This window comes from Gilliamella sp. ESL0232 (assembly GCF_013346885.1).
GTDB classification, from domain to species: domain Bacteria; phylum Pseudomonadota; class Gammaproteobacteria; order Enterobacterales; family Orbaceae; genus Gilliamella; species Gilliamella bombi.
Map to the genome: position 1 here is coordinate 61084 of NZ_JAAEDW010000008.1, position 25461 is coordinate 86544.

Annotated in this window: 25 protein-coding genes and 1 pseudogene; 17 read left to right on the forward strand and 9 right to left on the reverse strand. The window is 35.6% G+C overall.

Translation table 11 applies throughout. The features are described from left to right. The first annotated feature begins 96 nt into the window (after nt 1-96). Genes atpB through GYW75_RS09355 form a run of 8 tightly spaced genes read left to right on the forward strand, consistent with a single transcriptional unit; the run spans nt 97 to nt 6519 of the window. Complete coding sequence (gene atpB, locus GYW75_RS09320; protein WP_174799218.1) at nt 97-879, forward strand: F0F1 ATP synthase subunit A; 783 nt, start codon at nt 97-99, stop codon at nt 877-879. 36 nt (nt 880-915) lie between these two features. Then, nucleotides 916-1143, forward strand: a complete 228-nt coding sequence (gene atpE / locus GYW75_RS09325; protein WP_411588181.1) for a F0F1 ATP synthase subunit C — start codon at nt 916-918, stop codon at nt 1141-1143. A 24-nt stretch (nt 1144-1167) separates the two neighbouring features. Next, nucleotides 1168-1638: a F0F1 ATP synthase subunit B gene (atpF, locus tag GYW75_RS09330; protein ID WP_034911222.1), complete on the forward strand. Its 471-nt coding sequence runs from the start codon at nt 1168-1170 to the stop codon at nt 1636-1638. A 13-nt stretch (nt 1639-1651) separates the two neighbouring features. After that, a complete protein-coding gene (gene atpH, locus GYW75_RS09335; protein ID WP_065590588.1) occupies nt 1652-2185 on the forward strand; it encodes a F0F1 ATP synthase subunit delta in 534 nt (177 codons plus the stop codon). 11 nt (nt 2186-2196) lie between these two features. After that, nucleotides 2197-3738: a F0F1 ATP synthase subunit alpha gene (gene atpA, locus GYW75_RS09340; RefSeq protein WP_034911218.1), complete on the forward strand. Its 1542-nt coding sequence runs from the start codon at nt 2197-2199 to the stop codon at nt 3736-3738. A gap of 14 nt (nt 3739-3752) precedes the next feature. Then, complete coding sequence (atpG, locus tag GYW75_RS09345) at nt 3753-4622, forward strand: F0F1 ATP synthase subunit gamma (protein ID WP_065590589.1); 870 nt, start codon at nt 3753-3755, stop codon at nt 4620-4622. Nucleotides 4623-4669: 47 nt separating this feature from the next. Then, nucleotides 4670-6052 carry a F0F1 ATP synthase subunit beta gene (gene atpD, locus GYW75_RS09350; protein ID WP_034911215.1) on the forward strand — a complete coding sequence of 461 codons (1383 nt, stop codon included), beginning with the start codon at nt 4670-4672 and terminating at the stop codon, nt 6050-6052. Nucleotides 6053-6093: 41 nt separating this feature from the next. After that, a complete protein-coding gene (locus GYW75_RS09355; RefSeq protein ID WP_034911289.1) occupies nt 6094-6519 on the forward strand; it encodes a F0F1 ATP synthase subunit epsilon in 426 nt (141 codons plus the stop codon). A gap of 167 nt (nt 6520-6686) precedes the next feature. Here the strand turns inward: GYW75_RS09355 and GYW75_RS09360 are convergent, their stop codons facing one another. From GYW75_RS09360 to GYW75_RS09385, 5 genes and pseudogenes are all read right to left on the reverse strand, one after another. Then, nucleotides 6687-7085 (reverse strand): hypothetical protein, encoded by a 399-nt coding sequence (locus GYW75_RS09360; protein ID WP_174799219.1) that lies wholly within the window; start codon nt 7083-7085, stop codon nt 6687-6689. Between the two features lie 108 nt (nt 7086-7193). Continuing rightward, nucleotides 7194-7541 (reverse strand): hypothetical protein, encoded by a 348-nt coding sequence (locus GYW75_RS09365; protein WP_174799220.1) that lies wholly within the window; start codon nt 7539-7541, stop codon nt 7194-7196. A gap of 88 nt (nt 7542-7629) precedes the next feature. Further along, nucleotides 7630-7941 carry a hypothetical protein gene (locus tag GYW75_RS09370; protein ID WP_238786458.1) on the reverse strand — a complete coding sequence of 104 codons (312 nt, stop codon included), beginning with the start codon at nt 7939-7941 and terminating at the stop codon, nt 7630-7632. Nucleotides 7942-8132: 191 nt separating this feature from the next. Beyond that, nucleotides 8133-8478, reverse strand: a pseudogene (locus tag GYW75_RS12805) (transposase); the annotation flags it as partial. A 471-nt stretch (nt 8479-8949) separates the two neighbouring features. Next, nucleotides 8950-10239, reverse strand: a complete 1290-nt coding sequence (locus GYW75_RS09385; RefSeq protein ID WP_085163688.1) for an NAD(P)/FAD-dependent oxidoreductase — start codon at nt 10237-10239, stop codon at nt 8950-8952. 337 nt (nt 10240-10576) lie between these two features. Between GYW75_RS09385 and GYW75_RS09390 the strand changes: the two genes are divergently transcribed. From GYW75_RS09390 to rraA, 5 genes are all read left to right on the forward strand, one after another. After that, nucleotides 10577-11548, forward strand: coding sequence for an HlyD family secretion protein (locus GYW75_RS09390; protein ID WP_065590594.1), 972 nt, complete (start codon nt 10577-10579; stop codon nt 11546-11548). Continuing rightward, nucleotides 11530-12669: an ABC transporter permease gene (locus GYW75_RS09395; RefSeq protein WP_194240465.1), complete on the forward strand. Its 1140-nt coding sequence runs from the start codon at nt 11530-11532 to the stop codon at nt 12667-12669. The genes GYW75_RS09390 and GYW75_RS09395 overlap by 19 nt, the downstream gene beginning before the upstream one ends. 17 nt (nt 12670-12686) lie before the next feature. Beyond that, nucleotides 12687-13847 carry an ABC transporter permease gene (locus GYW75_RS09400; RefSeq protein WP_174799251.1) on the forward strand — a complete coding sequence of 387 codons (1161 nt, stop codon included), beginning with the start codon at nt 12687-12689 and terminating at the stop codon, nt 13845-13847. A gap of 141 nt (nt 13848-13988) precedes the next feature. Continuing rightward, nucleotides 13989-14891 (forward strand): 1,4-dihydroxy-2-naphthoate polyprenyltransferase, encoded by a 903-nt coding sequence (locus GYW75_RS09405; protein ID WP_034909388.1) that lies wholly within the window; start codon nt 13989-13991, stop codon nt 14889-14891. Nucleotides 14892-14980: 89 nt separating this feature from the next. Further along, entirely contained in the window at nt 14981-15472 is a 492-nt protein-coding gene (rraA, locus tag GYW75_RS09410; RefSeq protein ID WP_034909391.1) for a ribonuclease E activity regulator RraA, read from the forward strand. A gap of 90 nt (nt 15473-15562) precedes the next feature. Here the strand turns inward: rraA and dprA are convergent, their stop codons facing one another. Then, nucleotides 15563-16669: a DNA-processing protein DprA gene (gene dprA, locus GYW75_RS09415; RefSeq protein WP_202983964.1), complete on the reverse strand. Its 1107-nt coding sequence runs from the start codon at nt 16667-16669 to the stop codon at nt 15563-15565. Between the two features lie 156 nt (nt 16670-16825). Here dprA and def point away from each other — a divergent pair, with 156 nt between their 5' ends. Continuing rightward, nucleotides 16826-17338, forward strand: a complete 513-nt coding sequence (gene def / locus GYW75_RS09420) for a peptide deformylase (protein WP_174799224.1) — start codon at nt 16826-16828, stop codon at nt 17336-17338. Between the two features lie 44 nt (nt 17339-17382). On the opposite strand, the gene grpE is transcribed toward def, so the two are convergent. Next, on the reverse strand, nt 17383-17967 hold the full coding sequence (gene grpE / locus GYW75_RS09425) for a nucleotide exchange factor GrpE (RefSeq protein WP_034909401.1): 585 nt from the start codon (nt 17965-17967) through the stop codon (nt 17383-17385). Nucleotides 17968-18125: 158 nt separating this feature from the next. Between grpE and nadK the strand changes: the two genes are divergently transcribed. Continuing rightward, nucleotides 18126-19004: an NAD(+) kinase gene (gene nadK / locus GYW75_RS09430; protein WP_065574520.1), complete on the forward strand. Its 879-nt coding sequence runs from the start codon at nt 18126-18128 to the stop codon at nt 19002-19004. Between the two features lie 55 nt (nt 19005-19059). Here nadK and GYW75_RS09435 read toward each other — a convergent pair whose 3' ends face one another. Both GYW75_RS09435 and argF read right to left on the reverse strand, forming a co-directional pair. Continuing rightward, nucleotides 19060-19557 (reverse strand): phosphatidylglycerophosphatase A family protein, encoded by a 498-nt coding sequence (locus GYW75_RS09435; RefSeq protein WP_034947327.1) that lies wholly within the window; start codon nt 19555-19557, stop codon nt 19060-19062. 99 nt (nt 19558-19656) lie between these two features. Beyond that, nucleotides 19657-20667, reverse strand: a complete 1011-nt coding sequence (gene argF, locus GYW75_RS09440) for an ornithine carbamoyltransferase (protein ID WP_085163694.1) — start codon at nt 20665-20667, stop codon at nt 19657-19659. Nucleotides 20668-20937: 270 nt separating this feature from the next. Here argF and carA point away from each other — a divergent pair, with 270 nt between their 5' ends. Together carA and carB are read left to right on the forward strand one after the other, a co-directional pair. Then, nucleotides 20938-22098: a glutamine-hydrolyzing carbamoyl-phosphate synthase small subunit gene (carA, locus tag GYW75_RS09445; protein WP_174799225.1), complete on the forward strand. Its 1161-nt coding sequence runs from the start codon at nt 20938-20940 to the stop codon at nt 22096-22098. Between the two features lie 2 nt (nt 22099-22100). Further along, nucleotides 22101-25316 (forward strand): carbamoyl-phosphate synthase large subunit, encoded by a 3216-nt coding sequence (gene carB, locus GYW75_RS09450; RefSeq protein WP_174799226.1) that lies wholly within the window; start codon nt 22101-22103, stop codon nt 25314-25316. The last annotated feature ends 145 nt before the right edge of the window (nt 25317-25461 follow it).

Sequence of the window (25461 nt, forward strand, 5' to 3'; positions counted from 1 at the left end):
ATAGTAACTTCAGATTATTACAGCAATTGCTTATATCTTTCAACTGAAAACATGAGCAATATTTTTTATTTTTTAAAAATAGGTTAAGAGGGTTATATGTCGGTTTCCTCTCCAGCTTCACCACAAGCTTATATCAAGCATCATCTTGAGAACTTGCAAGTAGGTTCTGGTTTTTGGACCTTAAATCTTGACTCATTGTTCTTTTCGATCTTACTTGGTGTTATTTTTTTGTGGATATTCCATCGTGTAGCAAGAAAAGCCACCAGTGGTGTCCCAAGTAAACTGCAATGTGCAATAGAAATGATCTTCGAATTTGTCAATAATACTGTTAAGGACATGTTTACTGGTCAAAATAAACTCATTGCGCCGTTAGCATTAACTGTGTTTATTTGGGTTTTCTTGATGAATTTAATGGATCTTATCCCTGTTGATTTTCTACCTTATGCAGGTCAGTACCTAGGTCTGTCACACTTGAGAGTTGTACCAACCGCAGATGTAAGCATTACTATGTCGATGTCCTTAGGTGTGTTTGCACTTATCATCATTTACTCGATCAAGTACAAAGGGATTTCAGGATTTGTTAAAGAATATACCTTGCATCCATTTAATCACTGGGCGTTTGCACCTATTAATTTAGTACTTGAATTAGTTAGCCTATTAGCAAAACCTGTTTCTTTAGGGCTTCGACTTTTCGGAAATATGTATGCAGGTGAACTTATCTTCATCCTAATTGCTGCATTATTACCTTGGTGGTCACAGTGGGTATTATCGTTACCATGGGCCATTTTTCATATTTTAATAATTACGTTACAAGCTTTTATTTTTATGGTGTTGACGATCGTCTATTTAGCTATGGCGTCGGCAACAGAAGATCATTAATTTTAATATTTTTTTGTTAATAAACTGGAGTATATAATGGAAATGTTATTTGTAGCCGCAGGCATTATGATGGGATTAGCTGCAATTGGTGGTGCAGTTGGTATAGGTTTATTAGGCGGTAAATTTTTAGAAGGTGCTGCTCGTCAACCAGAATTAATGCCTATGTTACGTACTCAATTCTTTATCGTTATGGGTCTAGTTGATGCAATCCCAATGATCTGTGTAGGTATTGCGCTTTACGTTATTTTTGCTGTTGCAGGTTAATAAAAATTTAAGAGGAATCGTGTCATGAATATGAACGCAACTCTCCTCGGCCAAGCAATTACATTTGTATTGTTTGTTTGGTTCTGTATGAAGTTTGTTTGGCCCCCTGTTATTGGCGCGATTGAAAAGCGTCAAAAAGAGATAGCCGAAGGACTTGCTTCAGCAGAAACAGCAAAAAAAGATTTGGAATTAGCCAAAGCAAATACATCTGACATAATGCAACAGGCTAAGGTTGAGGCTAATGCAATTATTGAGCAAGCGAATAAACGCAAAGCAATCATTCTTGAAGAAGCAAAGCAAGAAGCTTCTCGCGAAAAAGAACGAATTGTTGCTCAAGGACTTGCCGAAGTAGAAGCTGAACGCAAACGAGCAAGAGAAGAGCTTAAACAACAAGTCGCTACACTCGCTATTGCTGGTGCAGAAAAAATTATTGAACGTTCTGTTAATGAAGCCGCAAATAGCGACATCATTGATAAACTCGTAGCTGAACTATAAGGAGAATAGAGCAATGGCTGACTTAATTACGATTGCTCGCCCTTATGCTAAAGCCGCTTTCGAATTTGCGATAGAAAATAACAGCATCGAATCATGGCATAAAATGTTAGTGCTAACATCTGAAGTGAGTAAAGATACTCAAATAAGAAGTGTATTAACATCTGATATGAAAACTGATTCGGTGGCTAATTTACTCATCAACATTTGTAAAGATGTGTTAGATGAGTTTGGTACTAATTTTATTAAGATTATGGCTGAAAACAAACGATTATCACTTCTTCCTGAAGTGTTAACCTTGTTTGAACAATATTGTTTAGATAGAGAATTGCAAGCAGATGTTGATGTAATTTCTGCTAGTGAACTAACTAATGAGCAACTTAATAAAATTTCTGTCGCTGTCGAAAAACGTTTATCACGAAAAGTAAAACTAAAATGTCATATAGATAAATCGCTCATTTCTGGTTTTATTATTCGTACGGGCGATATGGTTATTGATAGTAGTATCAGAGGGCGTTTAAATCGTTTAAATAACGCTCTACAGTCTTAAGGGGACTGACAATGCAGCTAAATTCAACTGAAATAAGTGAACTAATTAAAGAGCGGATAGCTCAGTTCAATATTGTGAGTGATGCTCACAATGAAGGAACTATCATATCTGTAAGTGATGGTATCCTTCGAATCCACGGATTAACTGATGTAATGCAAGGCGAAATGATTGCATTACCAGGCGGCCGATATGCAATGGCATTAAACCTTGAAAGAGACTCCGTTGGTGCGGTAGTCATGGGACCATACGAAGACTTGTCTGAAGGTATGAAAGTACAATGTACTGGACGTATTTTACAAGTACCAGTTGGTGAAGGTTTATTAGGTCGCGTTATTAACACACTAGGTGAACCAATTGATGGTAAAGGCTCACTTCAACATGACGGTTTTTCACCAGTAGAAGTAGTTGCACCTGGTGTTATCGATCGTAAATCCGTTGACCAAGCATTACAAACTGGTTATAAAGCCGTTGACTCAATGATTCCAATTGGACGTGGTCAACGTGAACTTATCATCGGTGACCGTCAAACAGGTAAAACAGCACTTGCTGTCGATGCAATCATCAACCAACGCGACTCAGGTGTAAAATGTATTTATGTTGCCATTGGTCAAAAACAATCAACTATTGCCAATGTTGTACGTAAACTTGAAGAGCATGGTGCACTTAAAAACACAATTGTGGTTGTGGCATCAGCGTCTGAATCAGCTGCGTTACAATACTTAGCGCCATATGCTGGTTGTGCAATGGGAGAATACTTCCGCGATCGTGGGCAAGATGCATTAATTGTTTATGATGATTTATCTAAACAAGCTGTTGCTTATCGTCAAATTTCGTTATTACTTCGTCGTCCGCCTGGACGTGAAGCTTATCCTGGTGATGTATTTTATCTTCATTCTCGCTTACTTGAACGCGCAGCGCGAGTCAACGAAGCCTATGTTGAAGAGTACACCAAAGGCGAAGTAAAAGGAAAAACAGGCTCATTAACAGCATTACCAATTATTGAAACTCAGGCTGGTGACGTTTCAGCATTCGTACCAACTAACGTAATTTCGATTACTGATGGTCAGATTTTCCTTGAAACTAGCCTATTTAACTCAGGTATCCGCCCTGCGGTTAACCCTGGTATTTCGGTTTCACGTGTGGGTGGTGCCGCACAAACTAAGATAATGAAAAAATTATCAGGTGGTATTCGTACTGCGCTTGCACAGTATCGTGAATTAGCTGCGTTCTCTCAATTTGCATCAGACTTAGATGAAGCAACAAGAAACCAATTAAGTCACGGTGAAAAAGTAACAGAATTGTTAAAACAAAAGCAATACTCGCCAATGACTGTTGCTGAACAATCAATAGTACTTTACGCCGCTGAACGTGGTTATCTTGAAGATGTAGAATTAGCTAAAGTATTACCATTTGAAACAGCACTACTTGCTTATGCCCATAGTCAATATGCCGATTTTGTTAAATCAATTGATGAAACAGGTAATTACAATGATGAGATTGAAACTAAGCTAAAAGAATTACTTGAAAGCTTTAAATCAACTCAAACATGGTAAGGGTGAGGTAAAAAATGGCTAATGCAAAAGAGATTAGAACAAAAATTGCCAGTATCCAAAGTACGCAAAAAATCACTAAAGCGATGGAAATGGTTGCCAATTCTAAAATGCGTAAAACGCAAGATAGAATGGCTGCTAGTCGACCATATGCCGAAATGATTCGTGAAGTAATTGGACATTTAGCGTTAGCTCAGATAGGCGCCAAACATCCTTATTTAGAAGAAAGAGATGTAAAGCGAGTTGGCTATCTTATCATTTCAACCGATCGTGGTTTATGTGGTGGTTTAAATATCAATCTTTTTAAAACTGTCATTGCTGATATGTCAGCATGGCAGGAAAAAGGTGTTGAAGCTGATGTTGCTTTAATTGGTTCGCGTGGTGTTTCGTTTTTCTCGTCAGTGAAAGCGAACATCTTAACTCAAGCTACTAATTTGGGCGATGAACCAAATTTATCCGATTTAATTGGGCCGGTAAAAACAATGCTTGAGGCATATGACAACGGTAAAATTGATAGATTATATATTGTCACAAACAAATTTATTAATACGATGTCACAAAAGCCGACAATTCAGCAATTATTACCTTTACCACCATCAGAAGATAAAAAACTCAAAGCTTCATCATGGGATTATATTTATGAGCCTGATGCTAAATCACTATTAGACGTGATTTTACGTCGCTATATTGAATCACAAGTCTATCAAGCAGTGGTTGATAATTTAGCGAGTGAACAAGCAGCAAGAATGGTGGCCATGAAAGCGGCAACGGATAACGGTGCAAACCTAATTAATGAGTTACAAATTGTGTATAACAAGGCACGTCAAGGTGCTATTACTAATGAATTAATTGATATTGTATCCGGTGCAGCCGCTGTTTCAGGTTAGTGCTAAATATTGGCTTATAGTTAAGAAAAAGACGTAGAGGATTAAAAATGGCTACTGGAAAGATTGTCCAGATCATCGGTGCGGTGGTTGATGTCGAATTCCCAGAAGATGCAGTACCAAAGGTATATGATGCATTAGAAGTGGAAACAGGCACTGAAAAATTAGTTCTGGAAGTTCAGCAACAATTAGGTGGTGGCGTTGTATGTTGTATCGCAATGGGTTCATCTGATGGTTTAAGACGTGGACTTGACGTAGTAAACACTGGTCACGGCATTGAAGTACCTGTTGGTACAAAAACACTAGGTCGTATTATGAACGTACTTGGTGATCCTGTTGATAAAGCAGGTCCTATTGGAGAAGAAGAACGTTGGGCGATTCACCGTGCAGCCCCAACCTATGAAGAACTTGCAAACTCAACCGAACTACTTGAAACAGGTATTAAAGTTATCGACTTAATTTGTCCATTTGCTAAAGGTGGTAAAGTTGGTCTGTTTGGTGGTGCTGGTGTAGGTAAAACCGTTAACATGATGGAGTTGATCCGTAATATCGCTATTGAACACTCAGGATACTCAGTGTTTACTGGTGTGGGAGAACGTACTCGTGAAGGTAATGACTTTTACCACGAAATGAAAGAATCAAACGTACTTGATAAAGTATCATTAGTTTACGGTCAAATGAATGAGCCACCAGGAAACCGTTTACGTGTTGCGTTAACTGGTTTAACTATGGCTGAAAAATTCCGTGACGAAGGTAAAGATGTTTTATTATTCATCGATAATATTTATCGCTATACATTAGCTGGTACTGAAGTATCTGCGTTATTAGGTCGTATGCCATCGGCAGTAGGTTATCAACCAACATTAGCTGAAGAAATGGGGTTACTACAAGAACGTATTACTTCAACTAAGACCGGTTCGATTACTTCAATCCAAGCGGTGTATGTGCCAGCAGATGACTTGACTGACCCATCACCAGCAACAACCTTTGCTCACTTAGATGCGACAATCGTATTAAGTCGACAAATTGCTTCTTTAGGTATCTATCCGGCAGTGGATCCATTAGATTCAACTAGTCGTCAATTAGATCCTTTAGTTGTTGGTCAAGAGCACTATGATTGTGCCCGTGGTGTTCAGTCAATTCTACAACGTTATCAAGAATTAAAAGATATTATTGCTATTCTTGGTATGGATGAGTTATCTGAAGATGATAAATTGATCGTTGCTCGTGCACGTAAAATTCAGCGCTTCTTATCTCAACCATTCTTTGTTGCAGAAGTATTTACTGGTTCACCAGGAAAATATGTACCTTTAAAAGATACGATCAGTGCATTTAAAGGAATCATGAATGGTGATTATGACCATATTCCTGAACAAGCATTCTATATGGTTGGTTCAATTGATGAAGCGATTGAGAAGGCAAAATCTCTCTAAGAGATTCATTGAACGAAGATCGTATTAATGGAGATCGTATTATGGCACTAACTTCCTATCAATTAGAAGTTGTTAGTGCTGAATCTCACCTGTTTTCGGGTGATGTTCAGCGAATCAGAGTCACAGGTAAGGAAGGTGAACTTGGGATTTATCCTGGCCATACCCCTTTACTCACAACCATAAAACCAGGCATGGTCGGCATTGTGAAAGCGGATGGTGAAGAAGAGTTTATTTATCTATCTGGTGGCATCTTAGAAGTACAACCTAACATCGTAACTATCTTGGCAGATACTGCAATTCGTGGTGAAGATTTAGATGAAGCAAGAGCACAAGAAGCAGTAAGACAAGCACAAGAACATATCAATCACCCAAGTGATGATATGTCATTTGCACAAGCATCTGCTGAATTATCAAAAGCTTTGGCAAAAATTCGCGTTATCGAATTGACTCGCCGTATGGGGCAATAATTTGCTTTTGATTTTTTATCAAACACAAAAGGCTATTTGGTATTACAAGTAGCCTTTTTTAACTTTCCGATAAGTTGATTGCTAAAGGACTTTCCTACATTTAACTTGTGAGTTGTACCCATTCTATATCCAAATTAAAGCTAAAAAAGATTAGTTAATCAATCGAATTATTTACTATCTACACTTAAATTATTTTTCGATACAAAATAAACGTCGCTCAATCCTGCTGAACAAAATTCAGTAATATCATTTTCGTTAATTTCTACCGCATCACCTTTTGTTATAACTTGATAGCTATTGCCACTATCATCATAAAAAACGAAGCGATAAATTTGAGTATATACATATTTTTTCTTTATCATATTATTTGTATTTTTCTTTTTTTCTGATGCCAATAATGTTACTGTTGTTTTTGATGGATCTAAATCAGCCATCTCAACGATTCCTCCATCATATTGCATCCACCAAGCCGCATTATTCATGAAAGCATTTGCACAATTAGGTGTTTTAGCAAAAGAGATTATAGGCCACATTATTAGCCCAATAATTAAGAAATTTTTTTTCATTTTACAACCTTTAATTTTTTGTCTTGCCGTATTCATTTAGCTAAATAATTGATAAAGCAATAATATAGTTTGGTTAAACACGTCTGAAATCTTTAGTAATTTCACTAATTAATCAAAATAATCAACCTGGCGTTTTGCTACTAAATAACTATCAACGTTACCTATTGAGCATTCTTTATCAGAATCTTCATTTTTTGTGATGACTTCGTAAGATTTATTTTGATTATCATACAAAACAAAGTGGTAAATTTGTGTATATAAACCCTTACTTTTCTGTTCAGATGCTAAAAGTGTTATTCTCAATTTTGATTGATTCAAGTTTTCAATCTCCACTATATTACTACTTTGCAACCACTCTTTAGCCTTATTCAGAGCGTGATTATGGCAATCTGGCCCTTTAGCAAAGGATAGAATTGGACATAATATTAACAATATTAATAAAGAAAGCTTTTTCATATAATTACCTTAAATTATTCTTTTTTACCTATATCGTTGACTAAAAATAGTCTAAAATACCGAGTTTACTTACCTATTATTAGATAACCTATTGATGAACTTGGCTTTTGGATATTAGATATTTATTCACATCACTCATTGAACATTCTTCGTATGATGCTTGGCTTTTTGTAATAACTTCGTAACTATTACCATTCTTATCATAAAAAATAAAGTGATAAATTTGCGTATATAAATCTTTTTTTATTTTCTCTGAGGCCAATTGCATTATTTTGGTTTTTGATTCATCCAAGTCTTGGATATCTACTATCTTTTCATTTTTCATCCAAACCATGGTCATGTTCATAGGCCAAGTATAACAATTAGGTCCTTTGGCTAAAGATACTAGTGGCCATGACATTAACAATATCAGTATAGTTATTTTTTTCATATTATTACCTAAATTGATTTCTTGTAGATGACGCCACAAAGTGTACCATGTAAAAATTAAGTTGTAATTATAGACTGCTGATCTTTTGTGTTTATATATTAATCAACAATACATTGGTAGCCACAAAAGTATAAATACCAGCGATAACATGCTGGCATAATTCCTATTTGTTCTAAATGTTGAGTTATTGCACCTGAGCTATGTTGATGTGCTTGCACAATAGACCATCGAGGAAAATCCATTCGAAATCAGCTATACTTAATAATTATTTGATAATATACATTAATATACTTTTTTCTAAACCATAAATTAAAACATCTATAAACTGTATTTCATTCACTAAATGTAGTCGGCAAATCTCGCCAAGAAATACCTGTTCTTATTTGGAACAGTATTTCCTCAAATGTCACCCTATATTCTGTTTTATTATAAACTCGATTCGTACTTTTCATTATTTTCAGTCGCGTTTCCTTCCCACTGCTTATCTGTTAACATTGTTAACGGTATAATGAACTAAGTTATGGTTATTTTTGGCAAAATTATTATAACGTTCACTATGTCATTTAAAAACTGCCATCAAAGATAAATACATCCTAGATAAATTGTGATTTTTTAATCGTGTGATAACGTAATTTTTTATTTTACCACGTGAAACCCAACTAGTTAGTGGTGTATAAATTACTTTATTAGCCGTTTCAAAAATATATGGCTTACCATTTGTATTAAAAATAATTACCATATGAATGTATGGAGAGTTTGTTGCTTGTTCAACAGCCAGACTTTGTTGATTGTGTGGATGGAAAAATAAAATCACTATCTTGAGGTTTATAACTAGCAATACTAAAAAGCTAACTAGAGACAGACAGCATAAATAATATAATAAAACGTATTAAATTCCCCTTACCTGTAAATAATGTTATAAATTATAAAATAGCTACTTATAAAATAGTATTTGTAAGTAGCTATCTAAATGGGAAACTAGTCTTGATGAGTAAAAATAGAAGCAAATTTATTTTTATACATCTCTTTACTAGCCTTAACAAATCGAATTGTTTTGAAAATACCTAATAAGCTTGCTTGATGCATACGGTATAACAAACGATGAATAGTTAAAGCAAAAAAACCTTTAACATTCATTTCGCGTTTACCAGCAATTTTAACTACACCTTGTGCTGTATCATGGAGAGAAATAATCGTTCCATTATCAACATAATTAAATGATTTCATGGGTTTATTATTTAACATGTTAATGATATTTTCATAACATATTTTTGCCATTTGATGTGCGGCTTGTGCAGTAGCTGGTGAGGCTCGCCCGCTGTTTTGCATAGCATAAGCACAATCACCAATAACAAAAATATTATCATCGCGCGTTGTTTGTAATGTTGGTTTAACCACCAGTTGATTCGAACGGCTTGATTCTAAACCAGCAATATCTTTTAAATAGTCTGGTGCTTTTACACCTGCAGTCCAAATCATAATATCTGCGCTAATAATATCGCCTTCCTTTGGATAAAAGCCGTCACTTTCCGCCTTGGTTATCATGGTTTTTGTTAATACATGAATACCACGTTTTTGAAGGGTATCGGTAATATTTAATGCCGTTTTTTCAGGTAAAGCAGGTAAAATACGGTCAGTTGCTTCAATAATAGATACATCAAGCAAATCAGAACACATTTTATTACGACCACAGTTGCCAAATGTTTCAACCATATGAGGTAACTCAGAAGCTAATTCAACACCTGTTGCGCCACCACCAACAATAGCAATACGAATTTTATCTTCAGTCGTCGTTTCATGTTCATCAATAATTGAACAAAAACTAGCAAATTTTGTAATAAGTGTTTCACGTAGACGAATTGCAGCGTTTTGGTCATCTAAAAAGATACAATGTTCTTTAACTCCAGGTGTGCCAAAATCGTTTGAAGTACTTCCTATTGCCACAACTAATGTATCATATGGTACAGAAATAGATTCACTATTTGAATTCTCAATAATAACATGCTTTTCTTCACGATTAAGATTAGTAAACGTGCCTTGAATAAATTGAAAATGGTGTTGTTGTCCTTGTTCAGCATAATCAATTTTATCAGCTTGCTCATTTAGAATACCAGTAGCAACTTCATGTAATAAAGGTTTCCAAATATGATAAGTATTTTTATCTATTAGTGTAACCTCGGCTTGATTACTTTTCCCTAATTTATCGCCGAGATCAGTTGCTAATTCTAATCCTCCTGCGCCACCACCAATAATAATTATTTTAACCATATTAAATACCTTAAATTTTTATTTTTTAATAGTTTACTAAATAAGTAGGTTTTTATCTATTTTATTTGACTAATATCACTTATAAATAAAACCTATTAAAGTATCATTTTATAATTAATAAAATTTATTTTAAGTAGATATAAAAAATCAGTTACCACTATAATAACTTAGTATTGATATTAATTCATTTTTAAATTAAATTGATATGCTTTGTGTAAATAAAGCAATTTTCGTATAATGGGAGAGAGTAAATTTTGCATATGCTTATTTTACAAAGTATATAATAATTTTAATTCTCTATTTCTTATCTCTTTAATACCACTCTATACAAAATTTTATGAACAAAAAAGTTTTTACTATTATTGCGTTAATCGTTATTTTAATATCAATGACGATTTTAATTCGCTCACACAATAGTCAGTTTATCCTACAAGGAGAAGTTGATGCACCGAATGTTAGCGTTGCTTCTAAAGCCAAAGGTAGAGTGCAATTTATTCATGTTCATCGAGGTGATGACGTTAAACCTGGTGATATTCTTATTACTCTCGATAGCCCTGAGCTTTTAGCTCAAGTCAAAGCGGCTGAAGCAGCGCGAGACCAAGCAAAAGCTCAATTAGCACTTTCGGAGCATGGAACTCGTGAAGAAAGCATTCGTTATTATGAAGCAATTCTTGAGCAAGCAAAGGTAACATATGATAATGCTTCCAAAGAATATGAGCGTAACAAAGCTATTTCGGCCAAAGGTTATGTTTCTCAATCTATCTTAGATAATGCTTTAAAAACACGTGACTCAGCTTTTCAACAAGTTCAATCAGCACAAGCTAATTTAGACCAAGCTAAAAATGGAGATCGCATTGAGCAACGTGAAATTTATGCTGCCAAATTGGAAGAAGCCGGAGAGCAACTTAAACAGCTACAAATACAATATGATGATTTACAAGTTAAAGCGCAAGTAGCAGGTGAAATTGGTTCTATTCCTGCTGAAGTTGGCGAATTGTTTAATGCTAACAGCCCATTGTTAACAGTGATTCAATTACCTCAAGCTTATTTCGTATTTAACTTGCGTGAAGATATTATGTCTAATATTCGCAAAGGTGATCATATTATACTTGAAGTACCTGCACTCAATCACAAAGAAATTGAAGCCGAAATTCGTTATATAGCACCAATGGGCGATTATGCAACTAAACGTGCAACAAGAGCAACAGGAGATTTTGATTTAAAAACCTTTGAAGTAAGACTCTATCCTATTGCACCTGTTGAAGGTTTACGTGCAGGTATGAGCACATTATGGAAGCTAGACAAATAATGTTAGATTTCTGGCATCGTTTTAAAGAGGCGTTTAACGCCGAAATACCACAAATTTTTAGGCGGTTTACCTTTCACTGGCTAATGTGGATTATGCCACTAATTATCTTTGTGTTAATTAGTAGTATTTTTTATCGAGGTGTATTATATGATTTACCAGTAGGTTATATTGATCAAGATAAGAGTACTTTATCACGCGAACTCGTGCGTAATCTTAATGCTGCAGCACATGCAGATCTTATCAATTATGATAGCCAACTTTTTGATGCTGAGCGTGATCTGCAAAAAGCAAAAATTTATGCGCTACTTTATATTCCACCTAATTTTGAAGCGGATGTATTATCAGGTCGCCAACCTACACCAATGCTTTATTATAATGCGTTATATTATAGTGCTGGATTATATTCGATCATGGATTATTCTGGGTTGATAGCAACAATCAATACCCAATATCGAACCACCATGGCTACTAGCATTGGCATGCCAGTTCCCCCATTGGCAAAAGTTAACTTTAATTATGATGGTTTATTTAATGCTAGTGGTAACTCAATGTACTTCCAACAATTTTCCGCAGTAGTGCATTTATTGCAGCTATTTGTTGTAACCACAACAATTCACATTTTAGCACAGTTGCCAAAGCGAACTCGTCCTAGCTACCCTTTTGTTTTAGGGAAATTAGCACCTTATACAATTTGGTTTACTATGCTGCTTATTTTTGAAATTGCCATGCTCGTTTTGTTTTCTAATGCGCGTGTATCAGGTTCTCCGTTTGCCATGATGATAGTGGTATTTTTCTATGTTATTGCAGCACAAAGCATTGGTATTTTGCTATACACTTTTACTAAAACTCCTATTGATGCCTATACTTATATAGGTATTTTAGTTGGACTTGCATTAACTTATTCTGGTGTTGTTGTACCTGAACTATCCATGCCATGGATTGCTAGATTTATCTCTTCGCTTGAACCATTAACTTATGCACTAAATAAACTGTTCGATCTGTTTTTGCGTCACTCTAGTTATTTGTCGGTGTTAAAAACATGCGGAATTTTAATGATCTATCCAATTATTATTACCGTGTTAGTCAGAAAGCGTCTAGTAAGACGTTTACATTCACAGTAAGAGGATAAATTTAGATGATTAAAATATTTTGGTCTTCATTTATAAGAATATTCTTTTATCTGTTAGGACGACCAATGTGGTTATTGTTACTATTGTCAGTATCATTAATGAGCCTTGTTTATATTAATGGAACTATCACTAATTTACCGATAGCAATTGTTGATCAAGATCATACTCCAACAAGCCGTGGTTTAATTCGCTCATTAGAAACAAGTTCAAAAATTGATACGATTATTTATGAAAGCTCTCTTCAAGCTTATGATGATATCAATAATCGTAAACTTTTTGCTGTGATCACAATTCCAAGAGATTTTGAAAAGCGTCTAATAAATGGTGAAGAAGTTACAATTCCTGCATATGGTGATGCTTCAAGTCGTTTAGCTAATGGTTTAATACAAGTTGATATAAAAGGGATATATCAGCAGATATTGACTGAATATAATACTAAAATAATGCGTAATAACGGATTTTCAGATAAACAGATCAATATTATTTTATCACCTATAAAAGGTCAAACCGAACCACTTTATAATGCAGGCATCAGTTTTGCCGCCATTACCTTTCCAGGTTTGTTAGTCATGTTGCTACAACACTCTTTTTTAATTGCTTCAACTCGTACTAATATCACTTTAAATTCGCTACCTCAAGGCAAACCGCCTAAAATTGTTGTCTTTGGCAGTTTATGTGGGTTATTACCTATCTGGTTATTTTTATCTATTGTATTATTTGGTTTATGGCCTTGGATACTTGGTTATCGGCAATTAGCTAGCATTCCCGAAATATTAATCATGACATTTCCATTATTGCTTGGGGCGCTAGGTTTGAGCAAATTACTAACAGAATGTTTACGCCGTACTGAGATGATATATCTTACATTAGCATTTTTAACCACACCTGTTTTCTATCTTTCAGGAACCATTTGGCCTATTGATGCAATGCCATTATGGGTGCAATGTGTTTCTTATTCTCTACCTTCAACTTGGGCAACCAATATGATTGCAGGAGTGAATCAAATGGGGTTAAGCTTATCAGATAACTGGCTAAATATATTTATGATACTTTTACTAGGAGTAATATATAGCTCGTTAGGTATTTTCATATCAGCCTTACGAGAAGGAAAAGTTAGAAGTATATTTAGAAAAATGAAAACGTTTCGATATTCAAAAATGCGTAGCTAAATGATAAATATGGGTAAAGTGCATATACGGAAAATAATCTGAGTTTTACTGAAGGAGCTTTTTATTACTAACACAGTGAATTAATTCAGTATTCCTGTTATTATGATTTATAGTTTTCACTAAAAATAATACAGTTATTGAATGTACAATAAATTTTACCCATGGATTATTAGTTTACGATTAAAAACCATACCTCTTTCTCTTTCTGCGATATTAGTAGGCAATGCACTAGCTTATTGGCAACATCAATTTAGTTTTTGGATACTACTGTTTTCATTAATTACAGCATCATTGTTACAAATTCTTTCTAATCTAGCCAATGATTACGGAGATGAAATTAAAGGTAGCGATCAAAACAATCTTACTGCCCATAATCGAGGTATACAATTAGGCTTAATTACACTTAAGCAGCTAAAAATAGCGCTATGGATTAATATTTTTTTATGTATTTTATTTGGGCTGATTTTGCTTATATTTGCTTGTAATAATATTTATGAATTATTTATTTTTATATTATTAGGATTATTATCTATTGTTGCCGCAATAACTTATACCATGGGTAAAAAACCTTACGGCTATATTGGATTTGGCGATCTATCAGTACTTACTTTTTTTGGTTTGATTGGTGTCATGGGTAGTTTCTACTTGCAAACTAAGGTATTCTCTTTATCCATTATTTTACCTTCTTTAGGCTGTGGTTTGTTATCCGTTGCTGTGCTTAATATCAATAACCTTCGTGATATAGAACTAGATCGAAAAAGTAATAAGCGTACTTTAGTGGTAATGATTGGTAAATGTATGGGGCGATATTATCATTTATTGCTATTACTCATAGCATTTTGTTCGCTAAGTTTATTTGCATACAATAAATTACAAACAATCTGGAGCGGTTTGTTTATATTAACATTACCGTTATTTATTAAGCATATTTATATGGTTTTTCAATTTAATACGCACAAAGAAGGGGTACCTTTATTATTACAGATGGTCAAACTTGCTTTATTGACTAATTTACTTTATTGTTTGGGGATTATTTTGAGCTAGTTCACGTTTATTTAATTTTAATATCATTTTACTTGGCATTAGCGTTATACTAAATAAACTTATATATCACAGCAAAAGGAGACTTGATAATGGAGTTTGATACTTCAATTCTTTGCGATTATTACCCAGAAGATGTTAACGTAGTTGAACCAATATTTAGTAATTTTGGTGGCGTAGCATCGTTTTCAGGTCAAGCTGTAACAGTTAAATGTTTTGAAGATAACGGCTTACTATACGAAATTTTGCAATCAGACGGCTCAGGAAAAATCCTTGTTATTGATGGGGGTGGCTCTGTTCGTCGAGCGCTAATTGATGCAGAGTTAGTAGATATTGCTGTTCAAAATCAATGGGAAGGAATAATTGTTTATGGTGCTGTTCGCCAAGTTGATTATCTAGCTGAAGCCGACATTGGCATTCAAGCTCTAGCAGCTATTCCTGTTGGTGCTGAAGATCAAGGCATTGGTGAAATTGATATTCGTGTTAATTTTGGTGGAGTGACTTTTTTCTCAGGTGATTTTGTCTATGCTGATAACACAGGTATCATCTTATCTGAAATTGCTCTTGAAATTGAAGATAAATAAAAAATAGTGTGAACCGCCGGTACATATCGGTGGTTTTTATACTTAAACGTATACTTACCTGAAACTTTTTAACAAAAAAAATCTTTAATTTTAAATCACTCGATTACGAATATAACCACCTGTTACCGTCTTTATTAAACCTTCTAGTTCCATATCTAATAATTTGACGCTCACTTCTGAAATCGACATATTTACTTGTTGAGCAATAATATCAACAGGGATAGGTTGATGATGAATCACAGCAAAAATTTCAGGATACAAAATAGAATTATTCTGTTCTTCTTTAAGCTGATTACACGAGCTATTTACTACTGATAAATAACTATAATAATGCTCTAAAATATCAACTGGTTTAGAAACTAAATAAGCGCCTTGTTTAATTAAATAGTGAGTTCCACTACAGTTTTCATTGTTAATATCACCTGGTAAGGCAAATACATCTCGATTTTGTTCAAGTGCATAGCGCGCAGTAATTAACGAGCCGCTTTTTTCTGAAGCTTCAACCACGAAAGTTCCTAAACTTAACCCGCTAATAATTCGGTTCCGACGAGGAAAATAGACGGATCTGGCTTTTTCAAATGGAAAAAATTCGGACACAATAGCCCCACCTTGCTCCAAAATATCATTGGCTAAGTTTAAATTTGATCTCGGTGCAATTTTTGCTAAACCGCTGCCTAACACTGCGATGGTATGACCCGATACTTCAAGTGCGCCACGATGGCAAATAGCATCTAATCCAAGCGCTAAACCGCTGGTAATTGTTAAACCATTAATAGCTAATTCACTAGCAAAATATCTTCCCCACTGTGCTCCATATTCACTAAATTCACGACTTCCAACCATGGCTAATTGAGGTGAATGTAATAACTGCCGATTACCTAAAACAAACAACAATAAAGGCGGAGAACAAATTTGTTTAAGTAATAAAGGATAATCGTTATCACAATAAGCAATAAGATGTTTTTGTGGGTGGGGTGATTCTAACCATTGAAGTATTGGTTCTAAATGAAGATATGATGTTTCATAAAAACGCACTATTTGAACATCCGACAATCCTAGTTTATTTAACAAACAAGACACATTTTGTATGCTACTTGGTAAACCGTTATCAAAAAGCTGTCCAATTTTTTCAAAAATATTTTGTTTTCCATATCCAACCATTGAAATTCTTAATAAGAATTCATATTTACTCATCATAATTTTTCCGCACTCGTTTTAAATGATTTAGATATCTTGAATTGATAAGATAAATACTACCAATAGCCAACAAGGGCTATTCATCAGTATGATAAATGTTTACAATGAGCAATAGTTTGAATAAACCCGAAATTTGAGGAGTAGATCGAAGAATTTATGGCTATTTTACCGGTATTACGTTTTCCTGATGAGCGACTTCGCAAAGTTGCTAAGCCTGTTACCAAGTTCACCCCTGAGCTACAAACGATCATTGATAACATGATCGAAACCATGTATGACGAAAATGGTATTGGGCTTGCAGCAACCCAAGTTGATGTACATGAACAAATTATTGTTATTGATGTATCAGAAGATAAAAGCCAAGTTTATGTGATCATCAATCCTGAAGTGATAAGCCAAGAAGGTGAAACGGGTATTGAGGAAGGGTGCTTATCGGTTCCTAATTGTCGTGGATTTGTGCCAAGAGCAGAAAAAATCAAAATTAAAGCTCTAGATCGCCATGGCAATCCTTACGAAATTGATGCCGATGAGTTACTTGCTATCTGTATCCAACACGAAATGGATCATTTAAAAGGTAAACTTTTTGTTGATTACCTTTCACCATTAAAACGTCAACGAATTGAACAAAAAATGAAGAAACTTGCTCGTGAGGAGCAACGGAATCAATAAAATTAACCGCCACAGTGATTGGCGGTTAACCTATCTAAAGATAACTATTTAGCAACAATTACCATCGCAGGACGAATTAACCGGCCATTTAAGGTATAGCCTTTTTGGATGGTATTTACTATTTGACCTGATTGATGTTCTGGTGATTCAACCATACTAATTGCTTGGTGCACATCAGGATTTAGTTGTGAATCTTCAGTATTAATCACTTCAATACCAAATTTTTTGACAGTATCTAGGAATGATTTTAATGTCAGTTCTAGCCCTTCAACAGTAGCTTTATGCTCAGGGTTGGTTTTATCTGTAGATTCTAAAGCTCGTTCTAAATTATCAATAACGGGTAATAATTCATTAGAGAATTTTTCTAGTGCAAATTTACGAGCTTTATCAACATCTTGTTCAACACGTTTACGAACATTATCAATTTCAGCTCGCGCACGAATCATGGCTTCGCTTTCATTTTTTTTAGCCAACTGTAATGCTTGTTCTAGCTCTGCAATACGTGCATCTTTTGCGTTTAATTGCTCTTCTAGACTTGGTTGCGCTGGAGCTTCTTGCTCTGTTGTTTCTTCAGCTGGTGTGTCAATGTTAGTTTCATTTTCTGACATATTTTTATCTTGCTCTGTCATAAGGTACTCCAAATAATGTAGTCGAAAACTTAGTGAATTACGGTTATTATGGGGACAATTTTTATGATTACAAGCTTATCAGTAAATTGATATGTAATTTTTTGACCTGTGACGAAAAAATACATATTGTTTATATAAAAGAATAACAAGGATATTTTATGAATACACCTTTTAAATGCATTGGTCTCATTGGGCTTCCTCGTAAATTAGAGGCAATCGAAACTCATCAAGTGCTTTATGATTGGCTTGTTAGTCTTGGTATTCATGTGCTAGTTGAAGATCGCTTAGCGGATCATATTCAATTTCCAGTTAGCCATTACGCTTCGTTAGAAGCAATTGGTGAACAAGCTGACCTAGCCATTGTTGTGGGGGGGGATGGAAATATGCTACGTTCGGCTAGGTACTTGTCACACTATAAAATCAAAGTGATTGGTGTTAATCGAGGTAATCTCGGTTTCTTAACGGATATCTCGCATGAACAAGTAATTGAACAATTAAGTCCTGTTATTGCCGGTGAATATGAGGATGATCCTCGTTTTTTATTAGAAGTTTCCATTTATGATAATGGTAATTTGATTAATTCGAGTTTCGCCGTAAACGAAATTGTCGTCACTCCTAACACTGTAGCGCATATGATTGACTATGATGTTTACATTAATGAACGTAATGCGTTTTCACAGCGAGCTGATGGGTTAATTATTGCAACGCCAACAGGCTCTACCGCTTACTCGTTATCGGCTGGAGGTCCTATTTTAGCGCCTCATTTAGATGCATTAATTATTACGCCAATGTTTCCTCATTCGTTAGCAGTTAGACCTTTGGTTATCAAAGGCAATAACCCAATTCATCTTAAATTTCCAACTACTGCGCTTGATTTAAATATTGCCTGTGATAGCCAAATTATTTTACCGGTCAAACCAACGCAAGATGTGATTATTCGTCGATCTTTATATGAATTTAATTTAATTCATACCAAAGATTATGATTATTTTAATAATCTTTCGACTAAGTTAGGATGGTCGCAAAAGATGTTTTAATCTATTTTTGTAAAAAACTTTCAGGAAAGTATGTATTTTAGTATAAGATTACATTTTAAATAACCAATGTCATGATATAAACGGTGAATGATGAAAAGATAGCTGCAATCACATCATCCACCATAATACCAAAACCGCCAGGTATACGTTTATCAAACCAACGAATTGGCCACGGTTTTGCCATGTCAAAAATCCTAAATGCTACAAAGGCTATCGCAATCCACATAACAGAAAGTTGTGGAATAAAAAATAGGGTGATCCACATGCCAACAAATTCATCCCATACTATATGCCCTGAATCGTGCGTATGGGTATCATCCGATGTTTTTTGGCAAATAAAACAACCAAAAATAAAAGTCACTAAAATAAATACCCAGTATAAAGCTGGTTGTAAACCATAAAATAATAACCAAAGTGGAATCGCCATTAACGATCCCATTGTTCCGGGCATAATTGGAGATAAACCACTACCTAGTCCTACAGCTAAAAAATGAATGGGATTGGTTAACTTGAGGAATTTTTTAAAATCTTTATTTCGTTCTTGTTTTGTCATAATCCAATATTCTTTTAAATAAAATTTGCCGACATTAAGCCGGCAAAAAGAAAGTGCCTAATTTTTTAGCTAAGCATTTAAGTATTGATTATGACAATATTATTCATCTTTGGCTAATGTTGCAACCATTACCGCTTTAATGGTATGTAGCCTGTTTTCGGCTTCATCAAAAACAATACTATGTTCAGATTCAAACACATCATTAGTCACTTCAAGTCCATTGGTTAAACCATATTGAGCTGCCATCTGTTTACCGACGGTAGTGTTCATATCATGAAAAGCTGGTAAACAGTGCATGAATTTGACATTTGGATTATTGGTAAGTTTAATAACATTTTCATTCACTTGATAAGGTGTTAATAATTTAACACGCTCATCCCAAACTTCCTTAGGCTCACCCATTGATACCCATACATCAGTATATAAAAAGTCGACGTCTTTAACTCCTTTGGCAACATCTTCGGTTAAGATAATTTTTGCACCCGTATTTTTTGCTATATCTTGGCACTTTTGTACGAGTTCGGCTTCGGGATGACAGGCCTTTGGTGCAACTAAACGAATTTCCATTCCCATTAAAGCCGCACCTTCCATTAACGAATTTCCCATGTTATTACGGGCATCGCCTAAATAGGCAAATTTAATGCTACTTAATGGGCGATTGCCTATATGCTCTTTCATTGTCATAAAATCGGCTAAAATTTGGGTTGGATGTGCTTCGGTCGTTAAGCCATTCCATACTGGTACACCAGCATATTGGGCTAATGTTTCAACGATCTCTTGACCATAACCACGATACTCAATACCGTCATACATTCGACCCAGCACGCGTGCGGTATCCGCAATTGATTCTTTATGACCGATTTGACTACCACTTGGCCCTAAATAAGTGACATTTGCACCTTGATCAAATGCACCAACCTCAAAAGCACAACGCGTACGGGTGGAGTCTTTCTCAAAAATTAATGCAATATTTTTACCAATCAAATGTTGTTGTTCTTGCCCTTGTTGTTTGGCTTGTTTTAATTCGATAGCAAGATTAATTAATTGATTGATTTCGGTAGGGGTAAAATCAAGTAATCGTAAAAAATGACGCTGATAAAAACCGTGCATGATATAGCTCCTAATAACCGTAATGATGTAAATGATTCTATTTGAATAATTATGCAAATTCAAGTTAAACATCATAATAACCCTAACATTTTACCTTTATGTTGAGATAAGTCTCAAAAATTAGACTTAATTATTAAAATAATTTTTATAATATTGCTTTTTTTGTACAAAAAAGTGTAATAAAATGACCAAATATTGTATCTTTGTAGCTAGGTAAAATTGAATTTTTATTCAAAATTCATGATAATTCATTCAAAGGATCTTTTAGTCATGCAAACTTATGCCCTCCTTATGTTACAAGATGGTTCGCAATTTATCGGGAAATCAATTGGTGCTGATGGTCAAACAGTTGGGGAAGTGGTATTTAACACCTCAATGACAGGTTACCAAGAAATTCTTACCGATCCGTCTTACTGTGAGCAATTGGTTACATTAACCTACCCGCACATTGGTAATGTAGGAACGAATGATACCGACGCCGAATCGAACCAAGTTTATGCAAAAGGCTTGATTATTCGTGATTTGCCATTATTAGCTAGCAACTATCGAAGCGAACTCAGCCTTTCTAGCTATTTAAAAAAACATAATGTTATTGCCATTGCGGATATTGATACGCGGCGCTTAACCCGTATTTTGCGTGAAAAAGGTGCACAGCATGGCGTCATCATAACAGCAACGGACAAAACGACCTTACTTGAAAAAGCCGAAATAGCTAAACAGCAGGCAATCGATTTTAAAGGATTAAGTGGGCTTGATTTAGCCAAAGAAGTGACTTGTTTGACAAGTTATATTTGGTCACAAGGCATATGGACAAGGCAACAGCAACAGCCGACTCCAAAACCAGAAAGCCAATTACCATATCATGTTGTTGCTTACGACTTTGGTGTAAAACATAATATTTTGCGAATGTTAGTTGAGCGTGGTTGTAAATTAACTGTTGTACCAGCCAAAACGACAGCAAAACAAGTCCTTGCTTTAAAGCCCGATGGGATCTTTTTATCTAATGGTCCAGGAGATCCTGCACCTTGCAGTTATGCGATTGATGCCATTAAACAGTTTTTAAACACAGATATTCCTATTTTTGGCATTTGTTTAGGTCATCAACTTCTTGCGCTTGCTTGTGGTGCTAAAACTATCAAAATGAAGTTTGGTCATCATGGTGGTAATCATCCTGTTAAAGATCTAGAAAATAATAAGGTAATGATCACTGCACAAAATCACGGCTTCGCTGTAGATGAAGCAAGCTTACCAGCTCATTTACGAGCGACGCATAAATCACTGTTCGATGGTTCATTACAAGGTATTCATCACAATCAAAAACCGGCTTTTAGTTTTCAAGGTCATCCCGAAGCCAGTCCTGGGCCTCATGATGCAGCATCACTTTTTGATCACTTTATTGAGTTAATTAAAATTTATAAGCAGGAGCAATAATCATGGCTAAGCGAACAGATATAAAAAGTATATTAATTATTGGTGCTGGCCCAATTGTTATTGGCCAAGCATGTGAATTTGATTATTCTGGTGCTCAAGCCTGTAAAGCGCTGCGTGAAGAAGGTTATCGTGTTATTTTAGTTAACTCTAATCCAGCCACTATCATGACAGATCCTGAAATGGCTGATGCCACTTATATTGAACCCATTCATTGGACAAGCGTTCGTAAGATTATTGAACAAGAAAGGCCAGACGCCATTTTACCAACCATGGGCGGTCAAACAGCATTAAACTGTGCATTAGAGCTTGAAAAACAAGGTGTATTGAAAGAATTTAATGTTGAAATGATAGGTGCAACAGCCGATGCTATCGATAAAGCCGAAGATCGAAAACGCTTTGATGAGGCGATGAAAAAAATTGGTCTTGATACCGCTCGCTCAGGGATTGCTCATTCGCTTAAAGAAGCTTACGCCGTTCTTGATCAAGTTGGTTTTCCTTGCATTATTCGTCCATCATTTACCATGGGGGGCACGGGTGGCGGTATTGCTTATAATACCGAAGAGTTTGACGAAATTTGTACTCGAGGACTTGATCTTTCGCCAACCAATGAACTACTTATTGATGAATCATTAATTGGTTGGAAAGAATATGAAATGGAAGTAGTTCGAGACAAAAATGATAACTGCATTATTGTTTGTTCAATTGAAAACTTTGATCCAATGGGTATTCATACAGGTGATTCAATTACGGTGGCTCCAGCACAAACCTTGACTGATAAAGAATACCAAATCATGCGTAACGCTTCGATCGCGGTACTGCGTGAAATTGGTGTTGAAACTGGTGGCTCCAATGTACAATTTTCGGTTGATCCAAAGACAGGGCGATTAATTGTTATTGAGATGAATCCACGGGTGTCGCGATCATCTGCCTTAGCTTCGAAAGCAACGGGCTTTCCTATCGCGAAAATCGCCGCTAAACTGGCTGTCGGTTATACGCTTGATGAATTATCTAATGATATAACAGGCGGAAAAACCCCCGCTTCATTTGAACCGTCAATTGATTATGTTGTCACCAAAATTCCACGCTTTAATTTTGAAAAATTTGCTGGTTGTAATGATCGTTTAACCACACAAATGAAATCAGTTGGTGAAGTGATGGCCATTGGGCGTACCTTCCAAGAATCAATACAAAAAGCGTTGCGAGGGCTTGAAGTTGGCGCTTCAGGATTTGATCCTAAAATTGATAATTATGCTGATGAAAAAAATATCACCAAAATTCGTTATGAGCTCCAAGAAGCGGGCGCTGATCGGATTTGGTATATTGCTGATGCTTTTAGAGCAGGATTCAGCTTAGAAGATATCTTTTTACTAACCAATATTGATCGTTGGTTTTTAGTACAAATTGAAGAGTTGGTTAACCTTGAAAACAAGCTAAAGGAACAATCACTTGCACAGCTTGATCAAGAAACATTGTGGCAATTAAAACGTAAAGGTTTTTCAGATTTACGCATCGCCAAATTGCTTAATACCACAGAACAAGCTGTTCGCGATTTACGTCATCAATATCAAATTCACCCTGTTTATAAACGTGTTGATACCTGTGCGGCTGAATTTGCAACAGATACCGCTTATCTTTATTCAACCTATGAGCAAGAGTGTGAAGCTAATCCTCAATTTAGCCGTAAAAAAATTATGATCCTTGGTGGTGGTCCTAATCGGATCGGACAAGGTATTGAGTTTGATTATTGCTGTGTACATGCGGCATTGGCACTGCGTGAGGATGGTTATGAGACCATTATGGTTAACTGTAATCCCGAAACGGTTTCAACCGATTACGATACTTCCGACCGCCTCTATTTTGAATCTGTCACGCTTGAAGATGTGCTTGAAATTGCACATGTTGAAAAGCCAAATGGTGTTATTGTGCAATACGGTGGGCAAACACCGCTAAAACTTGCTCGTGCGCTTGAAGCAGCAGGGCTACCAATTATTGGTACCTCACCTGATGCTATAGATAAAGCCGAAGATCGTAAACGCTTTCAAGAAGTCGTCGATAAACTGAAATTAAAACAACCTGTCAACGCCACAGTGACCGATATTAATGAGGCTGTCATTGAAGCAGAAAAAATAGGTTATCCATTAGTGGTTAGACCTTCTTATGTATTAGGAGGTCGAGCAATGGAAATTGTCTATAATGAACAAGATTTAAGGCGTTATTTTAAAACAGCGGTAAGCGAATCAAATAATGCACCAGTCTTACTTGATCACTTTTTAGATGATGCAATTGAAGTTGATATTGATGTAATTGCTGATGGTGAGCAAATCCTGATTGGTGGCATTATGGAACATATTGAACAAGCAGGCATTCACTCTGGTGATTCTGCTTGCTCACTGCCAACCCACACCTTAACTGCAGATATTTTAGACAAACTACGACAACAAGCCAAACAATTAGCACTTGAACTCAATGTAAAAGGTTTAATGAATGGGCAATTTGCGGTGAAAGATAATCAAATTTATTTGATCGAAATCAATCCTCGTGCAGCTCGCACTGTACCTTTTGTCTCAAAAGCAACAGGTTTACCATTGGCGAAAATAGCGGCTCGCGTGATGACGGGGCAATCACTTGCCAAGCAAAATGTGACTAAAGAGGTGATTCCTCCGTATTATTCGGTAAAAGAAGTGGTATTACCGTTTAATAAATTCAGTGGCGTCGACCCAATCTTAGGTCCTGAAATGCGCTCAACAGGTGAAGTAATGGGAATCGGTAAAACCTTTGCTGAAGCCTTTGCTAAAGCCCAGCTAGGTAGTTTATCCAATATGAAAAAATCAGGGAAAGCATTATTATCGGTTCGCGATCAGGATAAAACAAGGCTGTTAGAGGTAGCTAAACGGTTAATTTCTCATGGGTTTAGTATTGATGCAACTATTGGCACGGCAAAGGTATTACAACAAGCAAATATACCATGCCAAGTCGTAAAAAAAGAAAACGAAGGGCGACCAAATATCCATGACCATATAAAAAATGGCGAATATAGCTATATTCTTAATACCACCTCTGGGCGAGCAGCTATTGAAGCCTCAAAAGTATTACGTCGAAGTGCCATTCAATATAAGGTACATTACGATACCACGATGAATGCTGCTTATGCTACAACTGCAGCGCTAGATTACGATCCGGCACAAACTGTAACGCCATTACAGCAACTTTATTGCTAATCACAAAGATAAAGACGAGTATCACTCGTCTTTAAAAATTCCGTCCACAATATAATAACTTAGGGATCACGCAATTGTTGTTAATAAACAATAAAATGCTCGTTTTGATACAGAATAATGTTAATTTATTTGCTATATTTCAATC

Coding starts and splice junctions, on each gene's coding strand:
- atpB (WP_174799218.1), top strand. CDS start 97: ATGTCGGTTTCCTCTCCAGCTTCACCACAAGCTTATATCAAGCATCAT.
- GYW75_RS09385 (WP_085163688.1), bottom strand. CDS start 10,239: ATGGTTAAAATAATTATTATTGGTGGTGGCGCAGGAGGATTAGAATTA.
- atpG (WP_065590589.1), top strand. CDS start 3,753: ATGGCTAATGCAAAAGAGATTAGAACAAAAATTGCCAGTATCCAAAGT.
- GYW75_RS09360 (WP_174799219.1), bottom strand. CDS start 7,085: ATGAAAAAAAATTTCTTAATTATTGGGCTAATAATGTGGCCTATAATC.
- GYW75_RS09390 (WP_065590594.1), top strand. CDS start 10,577: ATGAACAAAAAAGTTTTTACTATTATTGCGTTAATCGTTATTTTAATA.
- GYW75_RS09395 (WP_194240465.1), top strand. CDS start 11,530: ATGGAAGCTAGACAAATAATGTTAGATTTCTGGCATCGTTTTAAAGAG.
- atpA (WP_034911218.1), top strand. CDS start 2,197: ATGCAGCTAAATTCAACTGAAATAAGTGAACTAATTAAAGAGCGGATA.
- GYW75_RS09435 (WP_034947327.1), bottom strand. CDS start 19,557: ATGACAAAACAAGAACGAAATAAAGATTTTAAAAAATTCCTCAAGTTA.
- def (WP_174799224.1), top strand. CDS start 16,826: ATGGCTATTTTACCGGTATTACGTTTTCCTGATGAGCGACTTCGCAAA.
- GYW75_RS09365 (WP_174799220.1), bottom strand. CDS start 7,541: ATGAAAAAGCTTTCTTTATTAATATTGTTAATATTATGTCCAATTCTA.
- atpE (WP_411588181.1), top strand. CDS start 916: ATGGAAATGTTATTTGTAGCCGCAGGCATTATGATGGGATTAGCTGCA.
- carA (WP_174799225.1), top strand. CDS start 20,938: ATGCAAACTTATGCCCTCCTTATGTTACAAGATGGTTCGCAATTTATC.
- grpE (WP_034909401.1), bottom strand. CDS start 17,967: ATGACAGAGCAAGATAAAAATATGTCAGAAAATGAAACTAACATTGAC.
- GYW75_RS09405 (WP_034909388.1), top strand. CDS start 13,989: ATGTACAATAAATTTTACCCATGGATTATTAGTTTACGATTAAAAACC.
- rraA (WP_034909391.1), top strand. CDS start 14,981: ATGGAGTTTGATACTTCAATTCTTTGCGATTATTACCCAGAAGATGTT.
- atpD (WP_034911215.1), top strand. CDS start 4,670: ATGGCTACTGGAAAGATTGTCCAGATCATCGGTGCGGTGGTTGATGTC.
- dprA (WP_202983964.1), bottom strand. CDS start 16,669: ATGATGAGTAAATATGAATTCTTATTAAGAATTTCAATGGTTGGATAT.
- argF (WP_085163694.1), bottom strand. CDS start 20,667: ATGCACGGTTTTTATCAGCGTCATTTTTTACGATTACTTGATTTTACC.
- nadK (WP_065574520.1), top strand. CDS start 18,126: ATGAATACACCTTTTAAATGCATTGGTCTCATTGGGCTTCCTCGTAAA.
- atpH (WP_065590588.1), top strand. CDS start 1,652: ATGGCTGACTTAATTACGATTGCTCGCCCTTATGCTAAAGCCGCTTTC.
- carB (WP_174799226.1), top strand. CDS start 22,101: ATGGCTAAGCGAACAGATATAAAAAGTATATTAATTATTGGTGCTGGC.
- atpF (WP_034911222.1), top strand. CDS start 1,168: ATGAATATGAACGCAACTCTCCTCGGCCAAGCAATTACATTTGTATTG.
- GYW75_RS09355 (WP_034911289.1), top strand. CDS start 6,094: ATGGCACTAACTTCCTATCAATTAGAAGTTGTTAGTGCTGAATCTCAC.
- GYW75_RS09370 (WP_238786458.1), bottom strand. CDS start 7,941: ATGTCATGGCCACTAGTATCTTTAGCCAAAGGACCTAATTGTTATACT.